This is a genomic window from Verrucosispora sp. WMMA2044, from assembly GCF_027497155.1.
GTDB classification, from domain to species: domain Bacteria; phylum Actinomycetota; class Actinomycetes; order Mycobacteriales; family Micromonosporaceae; genus Micromonospora; species Micromonospora palythoicola.
On sequence record NZ_CP114913.1, the window covers coordinates 2386780 to 2402792 of the forward strand.

13 protein-coding genes are annotated in these 16013 nt (G+C 71.8%); 2 read left to right on the plus strand and 11 right to left on the minus strand.

Annotated elements, in window-relative coordinates; translation table 11 throughout:
• Positions 1-17 precede the first annotated feature (17 nt).
• Positions 18-1379: an aspartate aminotransferase family protein gene (locus tag O3597_RS10740; protein ID WP_281604044.1), complete on the minus strand. Its 1362-nt coding sequence runs from the start codon at positions 1377-1379 to the stop codon at positions 18-20.
• Between the two features lie 68 nt (positions 1380-1447).
• Here O3597_RS10740 and O3597_RS10745 point away from each other — a divergent pair, with 68 nt between their 5' ends.
• Complete coding sequence (locus O3597_RS10745) at positions 1448-2188, plus strand: SDR family oxidoreductase (protein WP_164446905.1); 741 nt, start codon at positions 1448-1450, stop codon at positions 2186-2188.
• A 92-nt stretch (positions 2189-2280) separates the two neighbouring features.
• On the opposite strand, the gene O3597_RS10750 is transcribed toward O3597_RS10745, so the two are convergent.
• The 10 genes from O3597_RS10750 to O3597_RS10795 all read right to left on the minus strand — a co-directional run bounded on the left by O3597_RS10750 (position 2281) and on the right by O3597_RS10795 (position 15167).
• Positions 2281-3690, minus strand: coding sequence for an adenylosuccinate lyase family protein (locus O3597_RS10750; protein WP_281604045.1), 1410 nt, complete (start codon positions 3688-3690; stop codon positions 2281-2283).
• 15 nt (positions 3691-3705) lie between these two features.
• The gene (locus O3597_RS10755) at positions 3706-4893 is read right to left on the minus strand and encodes a Glu/Leu/Phe/Val dehydrogenase dimerization domain-containing protein (protein ID WP_281604046.1); all 1188 of its coding nucleotides are present in this window, start codon (positions 4891-4893) and stop codon (positions 3706-3708) included.
• Complete coding sequence (locus tag O3597_RS10760) at positions 4890-6287, minus strand: pyridoxal-phosphate dependent enzyme (RefSeq protein ID WP_281604047.1); 1398 nt, start codon at positions 6285-6287, stop codon at positions 4890-4892. The genes O3597_RS10755 and O3597_RS10760 overlap by 4 nt, the downstream gene beginning before the upstream one ends.
• Positions 6284-8002 (minus strand): thiamine pyrophosphate-dependent enzyme, encoded by a 1719-nt coding sequence (locus O3597_RS10765; RefSeq protein WP_281604048.1) that lies wholly within the window; start codon positions 8000-8002, stop codon positions 6284-6286. Before O3597_RS10765 ends, O3597_RS10760 begins: the two co-directional genes overlap by 4 nt.
• The gene (locus O3597_RS10770; RefSeq protein WP_348650359.1) at positions 7999-9237 is read right to left on the minus strand and encodes an ABC transporter substrate-binding protein; all 1239 of its coding nucleotides are present in this window, start codon (positions 9235-9237) and stop codon (positions 7999-8001) included. Before O3597_RS10770 ends, O3597_RS10765 begins: the two co-directional genes overlap by 4 nt.
• Positions 9238-9353: 116 nt before the next feature.
• Positions 9354-10469, minus strand: a complete 1116-nt coding sequence (locus O3597_RS10775) for a sulfotransferase (protein WP_281604050.1) — start codon at positions 10467-10469, stop codon at positions 9354-9356.
• On the minus strand, positions 10466-11917 hold the full coding sequence (locus O3597_RS10780) for a methylaspartate mutase (RefSeq protein ID WP_164446910.1): 1452 nt from the start codon (positions 11915-11917) through the stop codon (positions 10466-10468). The genes O3597_RS10775 and O3597_RS10780 overlap by 4 nt, the downstream gene beginning before the upstream one ends.
• The gene (locus O3597_RS10785) at positions 11910-12347 is read right to left on the minus strand and encodes a cobalamin-dependent protein (protein WP_164446911.1); all 438 of its coding nucleotides are present in this window, start codon (positions 12345-12347) and stop codon (positions 11910-11912) included. The genes O3597_RS10780 and O3597_RS10785 overlap by 8 nt, the downstream gene beginning before the upstream one ends.
• A gap of 39 nt (positions 12348-12386) precedes the next feature.
• Positions 12387-13610, minus strand: a complete 1224-nt coding sequence (locus O3597_RS10790; protein WP_164446912.1) for a stearoyl-CoA 9-desaturase — start codon at positions 13608-13610, stop codon at positions 12387-12389.
• Positions 13611-13646: 36 nt separating this feature from the next.
• Positions 13647-15167 carry a pyridoxal-dependent decarboxylase gene (locus tag O3597_RS10795; RefSeq protein WP_281604051.1) on the minus strand — a complete coding sequence of 507 codons (1521 nt, stop codon included), beginning with the start codon at positions 15165-15167 and terminating at the stop codon, positions 13647-13649.
• A gap of 254 nt (positions 15168-15421) precedes the next feature.
• Here O3597_RS10795 and O3597_RS10800 point away from each other — a divergent pair, with 254 nt between their 5' ends.
• Positions 15422-16009 carry a putative glycolipid-binding domain-containing protein gene (locus O3597_RS10800; RefSeq protein WP_281604052.1) on the plus strand — a complete coding sequence of 196 codons (588 nt, stop codon included), beginning with the start codon at positions 15422-15424 and terminating at the stop codon, positions 16007-16009.
• Positions 16010-16013 lie beyond the last annotated feature (4 nt).

Sequence of the window (16013 nt, forward strand, 5' to 3'; positions counted from 1 at the left end):
TCGGATCGGTTCGGAGGTCATCGGTAGTGGCTGCCTATGACGGACAACGCCTCGTCGAGGATGTCCAGGCCCTCGCGGATCTCCCGCTCGGTCGAGGTGCACGGCGGCACGACGTGGATCCGGTTGGTGTGCAGGAACGGCCAGAGGCCGCGCTTACGGCAGGCCGCGGCCAGCTCGTCCATCGGACCGCCGGGCGTCCCCAGCGGCGGCAGCATCTCGCGGGTGCCCCGGTCCCGCACCAGCTCCAGCGCCCAGAACACGCCCAGTCCGCGTACCTCACCGATGACCGGGTGGCGTTCGGACAGCTCCCGCAGACCGGGGCCGAGTACCTCGGCACCGAGGTGGGCGGCGTTCTCGACGATCCCTTCCTCGCTCATCGCCGTGATGGCGGCCACCGCGGCGGCGCAGGCCAGCGGGTGGCCGGAGTAGGTCAGGCCGCCGGGGTAGGGCCGGTCGGCGAAGGCGTCGAACACGCGCGGACCCATCAGCACCCCGCCGAGCGGGACGTAGCCGGAGTTCACCCCCTTCGCGAAGGTGATGAGGTCGGGTACGACGTCCCAGTTCTGCACCGCGAACCAGCGTCCGGTCCGGCCGAAGCCCGCCATCACCTCGTCGGCGATCAGCAGGATGCCGTGCCGGTCACACAGCTCGCGTACGCCGGCCAGGTAGCCCTCCGGCGGCACCAGCACACCGTTGGTGCCGACCACCGGTTCCAGGATCACGGCGGCGACGGTGCCCGGCCCTTCCAACGCGATCACCTGCTCGAGGTGGGCCAGCGCCCGCTGGGCCTCCTCCGGTTCGGTGCGCGCGTGGAACGCGCTGCGGTACAGGTAGGGGCCGAAGAAGTGGACCACGCCGGCCGCGCCGGTGTCGATCGGCCAGCGACGCGGGTCGCCGGTCATGTGCAGCGTCAGGTGTGACCCGCCGTGATAGGAGCGGTACGCGGCGAGCACCTTCGGCCGCCCGGTGACCAGGCGGGCCATCCGTACGGCGTGTTCCACCGCGTCGGTGCCACCGTTGGTGAACAGCACCCGGTCGAGGTCGCCCGGTGCCCGTTCGGCGATCAGCCGGGCCGCCCGCGCCCGCTGGTCGTTGCCGAACGCCGGGCTGACCGTGCACAGCCGTTCGGCCTGGCGCTGGATCGCCGCCACCACCTTCGGGTGCTGGTGACCGATGTTGACGTGCACGAACTGGGAGGCGAAGTCGAGGTAGCGGTTGCCGTCGTAGTCCCAGAAGTACGAGCCGAGCGCCCGCGCCACCGGCATCGGCGACAGTTGTCGCTGCGCGGACCAGGAGTAGAACATGTGGGCCCGGTCCTCGGCCAGGATGCCCTGCGCCGTGTCGGGCAGCGGATCGCTGTGGTGGTCGTGCGCGCTCACGCGGCTGCTCCCGTCGGACTGAAGTGGTGGATACTGCCGGGCATCGATGACCGAGAGGGGTGATGGGCGTGCCGAAGCTGGCCGTGGTTTCCGGAGGTGGCACCGGGATCGGGCGGGCGATCGCCGAGGAACTGGCCGCGGAGCACGAGGTGGTGCTGCTCGGCCGGCGCGCCGAGGTGCTGCGACGCACCGCCGAGGAGTTGTCCGGCGAGCACCGTCTGGTCCGGGCGGTGGTCGCCGACCTGTGCGAACCCGACGAGGTACGCCGGGCCGCCGACGAGATCACCGCCGGGGACCGTACGGTCGACGTGCTGGTCAACAATGCCGGGGGCAACTTCGCGCCGCAGCCCGCCGAGGATCTGTCCACCCTGCGCGAGCAGTACCTGCGCAACCTCGGTGGCAACGTGTTGCCGGTGGTGCTGCTGACCCAGGCGCTGCTGCCCGCCCTGCGACGCCCGGGTGGGCGGATCGTCACGGTGACCTCCATCGCGGCCTTCCGCGGCAACGCCTCCTACGGGGCCGCCAAGGCGGCGCTGCACCCGTGGTCCACGGAACTGGCCGCGCGGCTGGCCGGCGCGGGCATCACGGTGAACGTCGTCGCGCCCGGCTACGTGGGCGGCACCGAGTTCTACCGGGACCGGATGACACCGGAGTTCCACCGGCAGCGTTCGGCGCAGGCGCCGGTCGGTCGCGGCGGCACGGTGGCCGACGTCGCCGGCCTGGTCGGCTACCTCGCCGGTGCCACGGCGGGTTTCGTCACCGGCCAGATCATCCAGATCAACGGTGGCGCGTTGATGGGCCGGGGCTGACCCGGGACCGGCCGGCGGCCGCCGGACGGGCCCCCGGTGGGGTCCGCCGCCGGCTCGCCGGCGCGTCGGCCGGTCGTGTCGTCGTGCACCGGTCACCCGCGGCCTGCCAGCCACTTGCGCGCCTCCGCCACGGCACGATGGGTCAGGTCGGTCGACGCACCGAGGTAGCGGGCCGGATCGAAGATCACCTCGACTTCGTGGTCGGGCAGCAGGCGGCGTAGCTCGGCGCAGCCGTCCAGGGACTCCCGCAGCGAGCCACCGGCGTCGTGGGCCTGCTGGCTGAGTTCGTAGACGCGCTCGTGGGCGGTCTGTTTGCCCACATGCGCGCCGAGGGCGAGCATCAGCCGCTCGGAGGCGAGCTGGTCGGCGACGACCCGGGTGTTCTCCCGCAGCCGGTCGACGTTGACGGTGAGGCCGCTGACCAGCTCCCGGGTGATCTCGCAGGCGGCCAGGGTGTAGTGGGACACGTCCGGTACGCACGCCCACTCCACCCGCAGCGCCCGCGAGTCCCGCTCGTGGTCACCGATCATCCCGCCGTACGCGATGCCCGCCTGGGCGGCGGCGAGCTTCGCCATCACCACCACCTGCTCGCACCGCTCCGGGTTGCGCTTGTGCGGCATGGTGCTCGACCCGACCTTGCCGTACCGCCACGGCTCGGTGACCTCGCCGAACTCGGGCCGGCCGATGGTGCGGATCTCGTCGGCCACCCGGCCCAGGGTGCCGGCCACCATGGCCAGGGTGGTGACGAACTCCACCACCCGGTCGCGGGCCACGTGCCAGCCGATCGTCGGTACGCCCAGACCGAGCCGCGCGGCGAAACGCTCCAGCAACCCGATGCCCTCGGTGCCGAAGCCGGCCATGGTCCCGGCACCGCCGAACAGCTGGGCCACCACCACCCGGGACCGGACGGTCGCCAGCCGCTCGGTGTGCCGCAGGATCTCGTCGATCCAGCTGGCGGCCTTGAGGCCGAAACTCATCGGCAGCGCCGCGCGGGCGTGGGTGCGTCCCACCGCCACCGTCTCGGCGTGTTCCTCGGCCAGCTCCACGAGGCAGCCGAGAATCTCCGTCAGCTCCCGGTCGATCTCGTCGAGGGTGTCGCGGATCTCCAGCGACTGCCCGGTGTCCTGGATGTCCTGCGTGGTGGCGCCGAAGTGGATGAACTCCCCGGTGCCGTCCGGGCAGGCCGCCTGGAACACCCGCAGCAGGCCGACCAGCGAGTGCCCGGAGCGTTCGATCTCCTGCTGCACCGCGTCCAGGTCGATGTGGTCCAGCCGGGCCGCCGACACGATGCCCTCGACCGCCCTGGCGGGGATCATGCCCAGCTCACCCTGCGCCTGGGCCAGCGCCGCCTCGATGTCGAGCCAGCGCTGTTTGCGACAGACGTCGCAGTAGATCCGCCGGCTGGCGGCGGTCGCGTAGCGGTTGCCGTAGAAGCGGGAGTCGGTGATGTGGCCCCGCTCGTGGCGGCAGGTCTCGACCGAATGGGCGTGGGTGACGGACATCGGTGCCTCCGTGGTTCAGCGACGAACGGGTCGGCTGGTCGCGGTCAGTGGTCGGGTGAGGAAGGGGCTGGTGCCGTACGGCGGCTGGTCGGGGGTCACGCGGGCGGCGGCGGCCGTGTCGTACGCCACCTGGCGCAGCGGCAGGCCCCGGCGGCGGGCCTCGTCGGTGAGATGGTCAACGAGCTGACGCATCAGCTCCGTCACGCCGTCGAGCACCCCGCGCGGGCTCGGACAGCGGGTGGGCCCGAACAGCGCCTCCATCGAGGCTGAGCCGCCGATGCCGCCGACGAAGTCGGGCACCACGAGCACTCCCGCCCGGTGCAGCGCGTGCTCCGCCTGCGGGCTGAGCCCGCAGTTGGCACCGACCACCACCACCGGTGCCGGCAGCCGTTCGGCCCGCTCCGCCGGCAGCCCGTCGGCGCCGGCGGCGAGCAGGACCAGGTCGGTGGGGAGGTCGAGCAGCGCGGCCGCCGGCATCCGTCGGACGTGTCGAGCCATTTGCGACACCGGGGTGCCGGCCGGCTCGGCCAGCATCGCGGCGACGTCAAGTCCGCGCGGGTCGGCGACGCAGCCGTACTCGTCGGCGATCCCGGTGATCCGTACGCCCTCCTGCGCCAGGGTGTACGCCGCCGCGCGTCCCAGGTTGCCGAACCCCTGCAGGGTGCAGGAGAGCGGACCCGGCAGGGCACTGGCGCGGGCGGCCATCACCGCCGCCTGGGCCAGGGCGTGCCCGGCGCGGCGCTCGGCCAGGGTCAGCGCGCCGACGTGCTGGTCGAGCAGGCCCATCCGCGCGACGAACTCCGCCTCACTGAACTCCTGGGCGCCCCGGACGGCGTACTTGATCGACGGGATGCCCTCCAGCAGGGCGAGCTGTTCCAACTCGTCCCACTGGGTGCCCATGTCGCAGCCCATGCTGAACCGGGTCATCAGCTGCCCGCGCAGGAAGCGCAGGAAGCGGCGCAGCGCCGCCGCCTTGCCCGGTGCCCTCGGGTCGTAGTCGATGCCGCATTTCGCGCCGTCGACGTTGATGCCCAGCAGCCGCTCCTTGAGGGTCATCCGGGAGGCCAGTTCGCCCAGCTCCGCCGCGGTCAGCCCGGGTTTCACCCGGCAACCACCGGCGGCCAGCCGGCAGTCCAGCCCGTCGTAGACCAGCCACCCCCGGAACCCCTCGATCGGGTCCACGTACTCGATGACAGCGTTCACGGCTTCCCCCGCGATGATGGTGCGGACCCGCTCGCGCCCCCACCCTCGCCCAGGTACGCGACCAGGCAGCGGGCGGTCAGCAGGCAACGCGGGAGTCCTCCGTCGACCACCAGCACGGCGGTCGACGGCTCGGACAGCATCGGAACCACGTCCGGCAACGGCGTGCCGGCGCCGACCTGCGGCGGCGGCGGGCTCAGGTGATCGCCGACCAGGTCGTCGGCACCGGCACCGGCGGCGTACGCACCGGCGAGCGTCGCCTCGGTGACGCACCCCAGGATCTCCGCCAGCCGCAGCGGCGGCGCCGCCGCACTGACCAGCAGGTGCGTGGTGTCGGCGTCACGCAGCAGCTTCGCCGCGTTGGCCAGGGTCTCGTCCGGCCGGATCAGCGGCGGATGTCCGCCGGTCGCGGCGTCGCGCACCCTCGGCTGGTCGGTCGGTGGGTCGTACAGGCCCAGGCCGGCGAGCCAGTCGTCGTTGAAGATCTTGGACAGGTAGCCACGGCCGGAGTCCGGTAGCAGCACGACGACGAGTGCCTCCGGCCCGGCCGCGGCGGCGACCCGCACCGCCGCGGCGGCGGCCATCCCACCGGAGCCGCCGGTGAGCAGGGCGTCCTCGCGGGCCAACCGGCGGGTCATCAGGATCGACTCCTGGTCGGTGACCGCGATGACCTCGTCGACCACCGTCGGGTCGTAGGAGTCCGGACAGCTCGGCTGACCCACCCCTTCGACCAGGTACGGCCGCCCGGTGCCACCGGAGTAGATCGAACCGTCCGGGTCGACGCCGATGATCCGTACCGTCCCGCCGGAGACCTCCCGCAGGTAGCGCCCGGCACCGGAGATCGTGCCGCCGGTGCCGATCCCGGCGACGAAGTGCGTCAGTCGGCCCTCGGTCTGCCGCCACAGCTCCGGTCCGGTGGTGTGGTAATGCGACTCCGGGTTGCTGCGGTTGGCGTACTGGTTGAGCTGTACCGCGCCGGGCCGCTCGGAGGCTATCCGGGAGGCCACGCTGCGGTACGAGTCCGGGTGCTCGGGCCGTACGGCGGCGGGGCAGACCACCACCTCCGCCCCGTACGCCCGCAACACGTCGATCTTGTCGCGGGACACCTTGTCGGGGCAGGTGAAGACGCAGTGGTAGCCCTTCTGCTGGGCCACGATGGCCAGCCCCACCCCGGTGTTGCCGGAGGTGGGCTCGACGATGGTCCCGCCGGGACGCAGCAGGCCGTCGGCCTCGGCCGTCTCCACCATCCGCAGGGCGATGCGGTCCTTCACCGAACCGCCCGGGTTCAGGTACTCCACCTTGGCGTAGAGCGGGGCCGAGCCGGGCGGCACCACGCTGCGCAGTCGCACCAGCGGGGTGTCACCGATCAGCTCGGTAAGTGATTCGTGCAGGTTCACCCGACACCCACCTCCATGCTCACCGGGCCGCTCACGCTCAGCCGGCGGTACGCCGAGATCCAGGACAGGCTCGTGCGCACGTCGACCACCACCGGCCCGCCGTGGGCCAGCGCCCGGGCCAGGCACGGCTCCACGTCCTGCTCCGTGGTGACCGCGAGCCCCAACGCGCCGTACGCGCGGGCGAGCGCGACGAAGTCGGGATTGTCGAGGTCGGTGGCGATGACCCGGCCGGGGTACGCCCGCTCCTGGTGCGCCCGGATGGTGCCGTAGCTGCCGTTGTTGGCGATCACCACGATCAACGGCAGGCGGCGGCTCACCGCGGTGGCCAGTTCGGAGCCGGTCATCAGGAATCCGCCGTCGCCCACGATCACCACCGTCGGCCGGCCGGTACGCAGCGCGGCGGCCACGCCACCGGGCACCCCGAAACCCATGGCGCTGGAACCGACGCCGAGCATCCGCGCGTCGCCGGTCAACCGCAGGTAGCGGTAGAGCCAGCTGGTGAAGGTGCCGGAGTCGAGGGTGACCACCACGTCGCCGCCGGTCAGTTCGTCCAATCCGGCGACGAGCGCACCGAAGGCCAGGCCGTCGTCGGCGGGGTGCGGCGCCCACCGGGCCTTGGCCACCTCCAGCTGGTGCAGCTCGTCGACCCAGCCGACCCGCCCCGCGTCCACCCCGGCCGGTGCGAGATCGGCCAGTTGCCGCAGGAACTGCACCGGGTCGGCGGCCAGCCCGACCGTCGGCGGATGGGTGCGGCCGATCCGCTGCGGGTCGGGGTAGACGTGCACCAGTGCCTGTGCGGGGTTGCCGGGCCTCGGCAGCCGCCGCGACAGCGTGGTCACGTCGTCGAGTCGGGTGCCGACCGCCAGCACCAGGTCGGCGCGGTCGAGCAGGGTCCGCTGCCGTTCCTGGGTGTTGTTGTGCAGGTGGCCGGCGTAGCACGGGTCCCGGTTGTCGAACAGGTCCTGCCGCTTGTTGCTGGTCAGCACGGGCAGGTGATGCCGGTGGGCGGCGGCGGCCAACACCCGCCGCCCGGCCTCGCCGCCGAGCGTGCCGCCGGCCAGCAGCAGGGGACGTTCCGCACCGTGCATCAGCTCCCGTACCCGGTCGAGGTCGGCCGGGGCGGCCGCGGTCGCGCCCGGCTGCCAGCGGGTCGGTGCCGCGCCGACCGGATCCGGCAGGTCCAGCACGTCCTCGGGCAGCACCAGCACGACCGGGCCCGGGGTGCCCGACTGGGCGGTGCGGAACGCGCGGGCGACGAACTCACCGGTGCGGGCCGGCTCCAGCAGCACCAGCACCTCCTTGGCCAGCCCGCTGAAGGCGCGTGCGTAGTCGACCTCCTGGAACGCCTCGGTGCCGAGGTCGCAGCGGGGCACCTGGCCGATCACCAGGACCAGCGGTGTGGCGTCGTACCAGGCGGAGTGCACCGCGATGCTCGCGTTGGTGGCCCCCGGGCCCCGGCTGACCAGGCACACCCCCGCTCGTCCGGTGAGCTTCGCGTCGGCCACCGCGGCGAAGCCGGCGGAGGCCTCGTGCCGGCTGGTGACCACGTCGACTGTCGACGCGGCGTGCAACTCGTCCAGCACCGCCAGGTAGCTCTCCCCGGCGACGCAGAAGACCCGGTCCACGCCGTGGGCGAGCAGCGTGTCCACGACGGTGGCGGCGACGGTGCGCGGTGTCGGCGACGCCCGGTCCGCCGCCGGCGGGGCGGTTGTCACGGCAGTTCCCCGTCGGCCGTTGAGGGCCGGAACTTGCTGTCGGCCAGGGCCGGCGGGTAGATGATCGCCGCGTCGTCGAAGGTCTGCCCGACCGTCTGGTACTGCATGACCACCAGCTCCGGCGGGTTGTGGTGCCAGTGCTCGGCGCCCCGCTCGAAGCGCAGCGGGCCCCGCCAGGTGTCGAACTCGGTGGACTCCAGGGCGTCGAGCAGGCCCTCGCGGCTGTCCGTGCCGGCCACCTGCAACGCCTGGCCGATGATGGTCACGTCGGTGAAGGCGCTCAGGCAGGTGTCCGGCGGCGCGAAGCCGTAACGCTGCATGAACCGGTCGGTGAACCAGCGTCCGATCGGCGTCATCTCCGACCACGAGGGACGGAACTTCGTGGCCGGCCACATCACCCCGTTGCCGCCCGCGCCGGCCATCCGCCAGTAGTCCTGCGAGCGCATCGGGAAACCGAAGGTCACCATCATCGGCACCGCGGGCAGCAGACCGATCTCGATGGCCTGCTGGAGGATGTGGTAGCTGTTGCCGACCGGGCCACCGCCGGCGACGACGTTGAGCCCGCCGTTGATGAACGCGTCCGGCTGCCACTGCTTGATCTGCCGCAGCTGCTCCCGCCAGTCGAGCGCGACCTCCTGCTCGAAGTCGAACCGGAGGAACTCCATGCCGTGCCGCGACTCGCCGTACTGCTGGAGGGTGTCGGCCATGGTCTTGCCGAACACCGTGTCGGGCGCGATCATGCCGATGCGGCGGGCGCCGATGTCGGCCAGGCAGTCCATCATCAGCGGTACCCGGTCGGCGATTGAGAAGTAGGTGCGGAAGATCGTGCGCCGCCCGTGGGTCACCGTGCTGTGCCCGTTCTCGACGAACATCGGCACGCCGATCTTCTCGCACATCTCCGCCACCCACGGGGTGGTACGCAGGTGCCACTGGCCCAGCACGGCGAGCACCTCGTCGACCATGGCGAGCTTCGCCATGCCCGCGACGGCGGAGCGCGGGAAACCCTCCTCCGCGGCGGTCGCCATGTCGTTGTACGCGATGAACGAGACGTTGCGCCCACCCAGTACGCCGCCGTGTTCACGCAGGTACTCGGCACCCAGGCGGGCACCTCGCGAGACCAGTACGCCGGCCATCGCGTCACCGGGGCGGCTCATCGGCGACAGGATCCCGATCTTGATCGGGTTGTCGCCGGCGACCGAGTTCACCGCCTCGATCTCCTGCAACGCCAGCTCCATCGGAGTGCTCGCCGGTGCGGTCGGCTGCGGGTTGCGCGGCGCGGGAACCTCGGCGTTCGTCGTGGTGGTCACGGCATCTCTCCTTCTGCGGTCGGCTCGTGCCAGATGGGACAAGGTCACAGTCGGTAGTCGGCCCGGTAGTCGGCGAAGCGACGGCGCAGGCCGTCCGCGTCGAGCCCGTAGTCGCTCAGTCGGTACTGGTGGCGGCCCGGAGCGGTGTGCGCGGCGGTGCGGATCGCCGACCGCACCGCGTGCTGGGCCGCGGCGTCGAACGGCAACCCGGCGAACTCGCAGACCCGGCCGAGGACCGTCACCGGGTCGGCGACCAGGTCCCGGTAGCGCAGGTCGAGCACCGGCAGACCGGCGAACGCCTCGGGGTCACGCAGGCCCGGCAGGGCGGCGGCGGTGCGGTCCAGCCAGAAGGCACCGATCTGGTACGGGTCGACGTGCCGGGAACGCGCCGCCCGCACCGTCCGGGTGAGACTGCACACCGAGGCCACCGTGGTCACCGGATCCCGGTGCAGCCGGACGACCCGGGCCTGCGGGTAGGTGCCGGCCAGGTCCGCGGCGTGCCACAGGTGGAACGGGCACTTGAGCACCACGTGCTGGCCCGCGCCGGAGCCGACGATCGCGGCGAGCTGTTCCCGGTGCAACGCGTACGCCGCGGTGTGGTCCTGGCGGGACAGCCAGTCGAGGTATCCGGGCACGTGGTAGCGCAGGCCGAAGATCTCGGAGTGGAAGCTGTTGGCGATCAGCCGGTGGCACTCCTCGGGCTTGCGAGGATGCAGCGGATGGATCGCGGCGAAGGCCGGGGCGGCCCGGTGGTACTCCGCCACGTAACGGTCGGCCGCGGCCACCAGTTCCTCGGGCGGCTGCGTCGCGGCCGGTGCCAGCAGCTCCCACAGCTGCGGCGCGCGCACCCGCGGGTGCGCGGCGAGCAGCAGTTGCAGCAGGGTCGTCCCGGTGCGGTGCAGTCCGGTCACCACGGTCACGGCCGGCGGCCGGTCCGTCGACGGCCGCTGTCGGGCGGCCAGCCGCTGCTGGACGCGCAGCGCGTTCACCAGCGAGTCGCGCGCCACCCGCGCCCCGTCGGGCGTGAGCTGCGCCTCCTCGTTGATCGCCCGGACCAGCCGGTGCAGCGCGGGCTGGAAGCGCAGTCCGGCGGTGGCCGCCTCGCCCTCGCCGAGCGCGGCCCGGGTCACCTCGTCCGGATCCAGCAGGACGGTGGTCATCGGACACCTCCCGAACTCGCGGCGGCACCCGGTCCGGTGTTGGCCGGGCCGGGGCACTCGACCGTCGCGCGGTCCGCCTGGAACCGTCGCTCCGCGTGCAGGAAGAAGTTGATGTCGGAGCGGATCTCGTCGATCAGCCGGCGGCTGAGGCTGGCCCGGTCCACCCGCAGGCACTGCTCGTTGCGGCGCAGGGTGGGCCGGCTGAACGGCAGCCGGCCCGGGTTGAGATAGCGGATGGCACCGGTGGCGTCCCGCTTGGGGATCACCTCCGATCGGGCGTGCACGCTGGCACTGAACGGAATGTCGAGCCGTCCGTCGGCGAAGGCGTCGACGATCGCCGCCGCAAGGTCCGGGGCGGCCAGCACCGGTTCGACCAGTTCGGCGACCTCGCGTTGCAGCCAGTAGGTCTCCTCCTCGACCGTCGCCTCGTCGACCCGTACGAAGTCGAGCAGGTCGGTGCAGGCCAGCGCGGCGGTGCGGATCCCGGCCACGTTGGCCTGCGCGTCGGGGATGCCGCGGGCCTCCTGGTTCGTCTTGTTGATCACTTTGGCGGCGCCGCCGAGTCGGGCGGTGAGCCCGCCGTACAGGATCAGGGCGTCGGCGACGTCCGGGTCGGCCGGGAAGACGCCCATGAACTCGTGCAGGACCGGGAAGATCTCCACGTTCTCCGGCAGGTACCGGCGGGCCAGCACCGGGATCGAGCGCAGGGCGGCGATGTCCTGGTGCACCTCGCCGCCCTGCGGATACGCGATGGACAGGCAGCGCACCCCGGCCAGGCTCGCCGCGCGCGCCTCTAGGACGCAGACCGCCAGGCTCACCGACGGGGGCACCAGCACGGCGGTGAGGGTGCCGAACAGTTCCCGGTCGACGATCACTCCCTCCTCGGCGAGCAACCCGCAGAGCCGGTCGACCTGCGCCCACGCCGCCAGGGACCGGGTCAGCGACACGTCCTTGGAGTACGGCAGGTTGTAGTCGATGCCGCCGCCCTCGAACGAGGTGAACCCCGAGGCCAGCGAGACCGCGAACAGCTCACGCGGGTCGGGTGAGCCGTGCCGGACCTCGATCGGGGCGTCCACCGACTCGTTGAGTTCCCGGCCGCGCCGCCAGCCGTGGGTGACCAGCGGATAGCCGTTGAGGTCCGCCGGCTCGCGCTGCAACGTCTGGGCCGCGGTGCGGAACTGCTTGAGCCGGGTGAACGAGTCGATGGTGATGGTCAGGATGCCGGGCCGGGCGCGCCGCTCCAGAGTCGTCAGCAGGGTCCGCATCTCGTCGTGTCCGCCGACGCCGCAGCGGGGCTGCACCACCGGCCGGCCGCGCGCGGCCGCGGCCCGCAGCACCTCCACCGGTGCTCGCTTCGGCGACTTGCGGATGTACTGCATGGTCTCCGTCCAGGGCGGCAGCATGGCCGCGACTCGTGGCTCGACGTCGAGCTCGGGTAGGTCAGACACCGGTCAGCGGGGTGGCCCGGGCGGCGTGCAGCAGGTCCAGCAGCAGCGGGATCTGGTCGGCCTCGTCGAGGATGTGGTCGACGCCGAGGCTCAACAGCCGCTCCCGCTCGTCGCCGTCCTTGTGACTGCCCACCGAGAGGTTCCCGCCGACGATCAGTGGGCAGTGCAGGCGTCCGGCGGCCCGCAGCGCCGGCAGGTCGCGCAGATCCTCGTACGCGTGGCCGTTGAGGCTGCCGATCAGCACCGCCTCGGCGTCCGGGTGGGCGACCAGCGCGTCGGCGAAATCCTCCAACGGTGTGCAGACGCCCAGGTTGACCACGCAGAAGCCGGCTTCGCGCAGCCGCATCGCGATGAGATGGTTGGCCACCGCGTGGGCGTCGCTGCGGGCCACCCCGATGATGACGGTTCGTTGGGTCTTGCGACTGGACATGTCGTCGTACCTCCCGATGTGCGCAGTGCGTGCCGGCCGTCAGTCGTCGAAGGCGGAGAAGACGCTGCGCCCGCTGACCTGAGCGATCCGGGCCCGGTCGTACTCCTGTGGATCGGCCCGGCCCAGCGAGTCGAAGACCAGGTTGATCGCCGGGACGAGGCCCCACACCTCGCGGTACGGCGGCCATCCGCGATGTCCCGCCTCGATGTCGGCGTGCCGGGCGAAGATGTAGTTGGCCCAGTCGCGACTCATCGGATGCCGGTGGTGGAAGTCGTGCACCACCGTGTCGCCGGTGAGCACCAGGTACCGTGCCGGCAGGTGCACCACCAGCATCCGCAGCGACCAGTGCAGCCACCGGGCGGCGCGGCGCAGCGGCCCACCCGACCGGTCGGCTGGCGCGCGCTCCCCGATCAGGATGGCGTTGGTGAGACTGGCGAAGTACTCCCGACCGCGCCGCTGGGTGACCTCCGGGCCGGGGAAGGTGTGCTTGACGCACAGCCGCAGGGTGTTGCTGATCTGGTAGAAGACCGTCATCGGCAGCACCCAGGCGACCAGCAGGAAGACCCACATGTCGAGCAGGACGGCCGACGCGACCACGGTGGCGTAGCCCGCCACGGTCGCCACCCGCAGCGTCCGGCTGGCCGGGGCGAAGTAGGACTGGATCCGGCCCAGCAGGAAGTTCAGGTGGAACGCCGGGGACAGCAGCTTGTGCCGGACGAGGTGCCGCCACATCTGCCGGCGGGTCATGCCGGGCCGCAGTTCCAGGCCGATCAGGAACGCCTGGACGGTGGGGTCGCGGACGGTCATGTGATGCACCGCGTGGTGGTCGATGACGTGCTCGGTGCTGTAGCGGTCGAAGTCCTGCACCATCAGTGCGGCGGCGACCAGCCGACCGACCACCCGGTCCCGGCGGGGGCGGGCCCACATGTTCCGGTGCGCCGCCTGGTGGTACATCATCATCCGCAGGTTCCGGGCCCCGTGCAGGGTCATCGACCAGCCCAGCAGCAGAAGCACCAGCCACCAACCGCCGGTTGCCAGCGCGACCCAGCTGACCGCCAGCCCACCGAGCATCGAGGCCGTCGCCGCCCAGAGATGGAACCCGGGCGTGAGCCGGACCGGCCGCTGACCGGTGTGTGGCTTGCCGGTGAGGAACGTCAGCGGCATCGCCAGCACCCGGGGCAGGGCGTTCATCGAGTCACGGATCGACACCGACTCGTCCGCCGGTGTGTAGGCGAGGGTCGTACCGTGTTGCTGCATCACCATCGTTGCGCTCCCTGACGGATCTCTGCGGAAGGGGCGTCAGGACCGGCCCGCCGCCTCCAGCGCCGCACCCGCGGCCAGCACGTCGTCGATAACCTGGTCGAGCTGCTCACCGGTGGTGTCGGGGTTGAGCAGCATGAGCTTGAGCCACACGTCCTTGCCGCCGCCGGGGCGCGGCAGGAAGACCCGGGCGAGCATGGCGTGCCCGTCACGCATCAGCTGCCGCCGTAGGCTGCTGTTGAACGCGTCGAGGTCGCTCCCGTCGCCGGGCAGGTAGCGGAACAGCACGGTGCTGAGCACCGGCTCCGCGGCCAGTTGGAGCTTCGCCTCCCGGGCGACCCGCGCCGCGCCGTACCGGGACAGTTCGTGGCAGGCGTCGACCATGGCGCCGATGCCGTCGCGGCCGTACGCCCGCAGGGTGGCGGCGATCTTGAGCGCGTCGCAGCGGCGGGTGGCCTGGATGGAGTGCCCGTAGCGGCCGACGAAGCCCTCGGCCACGTCGTCCGGCGAGTTGAGGCTGGTCTGCTGGACGGCGAGATGGTCCAACATGGCCGCGTCCCGGGTCAGGAACACCCCGGCCGACGCCGGCACCCAGCCGAACTTGTGCAGGTCGAGGGTGACCGAGTCGGCCTCGGCGAGCCCGTCGAACAGCGGCCGCAGCCGCTCGGAGAACAGCGCCCCACCGCCGTAAGCGGCGTCGGCGTGCAGCCACACGCCATGCTCGCGAGCCACCCGCGCCAGCTCGGGCAGCGGATCCACCCAGCCGAAGTCGGTGGAACCGGCGCAGACGAAGAGCATCACCGGCAGGCAGTCCGATGGCAGCTCGCGCAGGATCCGGTCGGCCTCGGCGGGGATCATCCGGCCCAGCTCGTCGGCGGGTACCCGGATGATGCCGTCCGCGCCGATGCCCGCGATGCTCGCGCCACGGTCGACGGAGAAGTGCACCGTCTCGGTGCACAGCACCACCGGACGGACGCCACCGACGGCCAACCCGCTGTCGAAGGTGGACCGGCCGAGGCGACGGCGGTACGCCTCGTCCCGGGCGATCAGCATGGCCATGACGTTGGAGATGCTTCCGCCGGCGGTCAGGGTGCCACCCGCGTCGGCGCCGTAGCCGACCAGGGTGGCCAGGTCCTCGATCAGCCGACGCTCCAGTTCCAGCGCGAACGGGCCGGCCTCCCACGCGTGCATCGACTGGTTGAGCGCGCCGGCGACCAGGTCGGCGGCGACGGCGACCGCGGTGGGTGGGCACTGCATCCGGGCCACCGTCGCGGGGTGGCTCACGTCCACCGACCAGTTGGCGTACGCCTCGACGAGCTTGCGCAGCACCTCGGCGGGGTTGCCGCCGCCGGTCGCCGGCAGCAGCGGCTCGGCGAGCACGTCGTCCGCGTACGCCCGGACGGCTGTCGGGCCGCCCGGCGCCACCGGGTTGGCCCGTCCCTTGCCCACGTCCTCCAGGACGCCCAACACGTCGTCGATCAACGTCCGGAGCTGTCGCATGCTGTCGTGGTCAGCGGTCGCCACGAAGGTGGGTGCGTCGCCGACGCTCGGCACTGACACGGCTTTCCCCTTTCTGGTTCAGCAGCGGGAAAGGGCATTCGGGTACGGCCCTCCACCGAACCGAATCCACCTTCGTGGAGTCGGCCCGAAACCGCCGTCAATTATGTGACCGAAAGTAGTCGCCGAACTGGACTGCCAAACATGGGCGTACCAGGAAGCGAATGTCTCATCGCTGCTCATCGCGCTCCGACAACGACGGTACAACCGACCGGCCCCTTGCGCCAGTGGAGAATCGAGGAACTAGAATCTCCGGCATGTCCGATTTGAAGAGACTAAGTACGACCAGTTGGGAACGGTCCGACCGACTGTTCCTGGAAATGGGCAAACTCGACCGGACGCCGACCGGCTTCCGGCTGTCGGGAACCGCCCTGTACCGAGGCAGGGGCGGGCCGACCAGCGCCACCTACCTCGTCGAGACCAACGCCTCGCGGCGGTCCCGGTCCGTCCGGATCGAGGTGGACGAGCCGACCGGGTTACGCACGCTGGCGCTGCACGCCGACGACGAGGGTCGCTGGCACTCCGCCGACGGCCCCCTCGACCTGCCGTTTCCCTGTGAGGACGTGGATCTGGCGGTTACCCCGGCCACGAACGGCCTGACCATCCGGCGGCTCGATCTGGCCGTCGGCGCCCAGGCCACCGCCCGGGTGCTGTGGATCCAGGTGCCCTCGTTCGGCGTACGCGCCGTCGAACAGGGATACCAGCGGATCGACCGCGACACCTATCGGTACAAGGGCCGATACGGCAGCTACAAATTGACGGTCGACGCCAATGGAATGGTGCTCGACTATCCCGGCGGCGGGTGGCGCTCAGTGGCGCACAAGGTTAGCCGTCGGGTGCCGTGACAAT

Coding starts and splice junctions, on each gene's coding strand:
- O3597_RS10770 (WP_348650359.1), bottom strand. CDS start 9,237: ATGGAGCTGGCGTTGCAGGAGATCGAGGCGGTGAACTCGGTCGCCGGC.
- O3597_RS10785 (WP_164446911.1), bottom strand. CDS start 12,347: ATGTCCAGTCGCAAGACCCAACGAACCGTCATCATCGGGGTGGCCCGC.
- O3597_RS10800 (WP_281604052.1), top strand. CDS start 15,422: ATGTCCGATTTGAAGAGACTAAGTACGACCAGTTGGGAACGGTCCGAC.
- O3597_RS10775 (WP_281604050.1), bottom strand. CDS start 10,469: ATGACCACCGTCCTGCTGGATCCGGACGAGGTGACCCGGGCCGCGCTC.
- O3597_RS10790 (WP_164446912.1), bottom strand. CDS start 13,610: ATGGTGATGCAGCAACACGGTACGACCCTCGCCTACACACCGGCGGAC.
- O3597_RS10750 (WP_281604045.1), bottom strand. CDS start 3,690: ATGTCCGTCACCCACGCCCATTCGGTCGAGACCTGCCGCCACGAGCGG.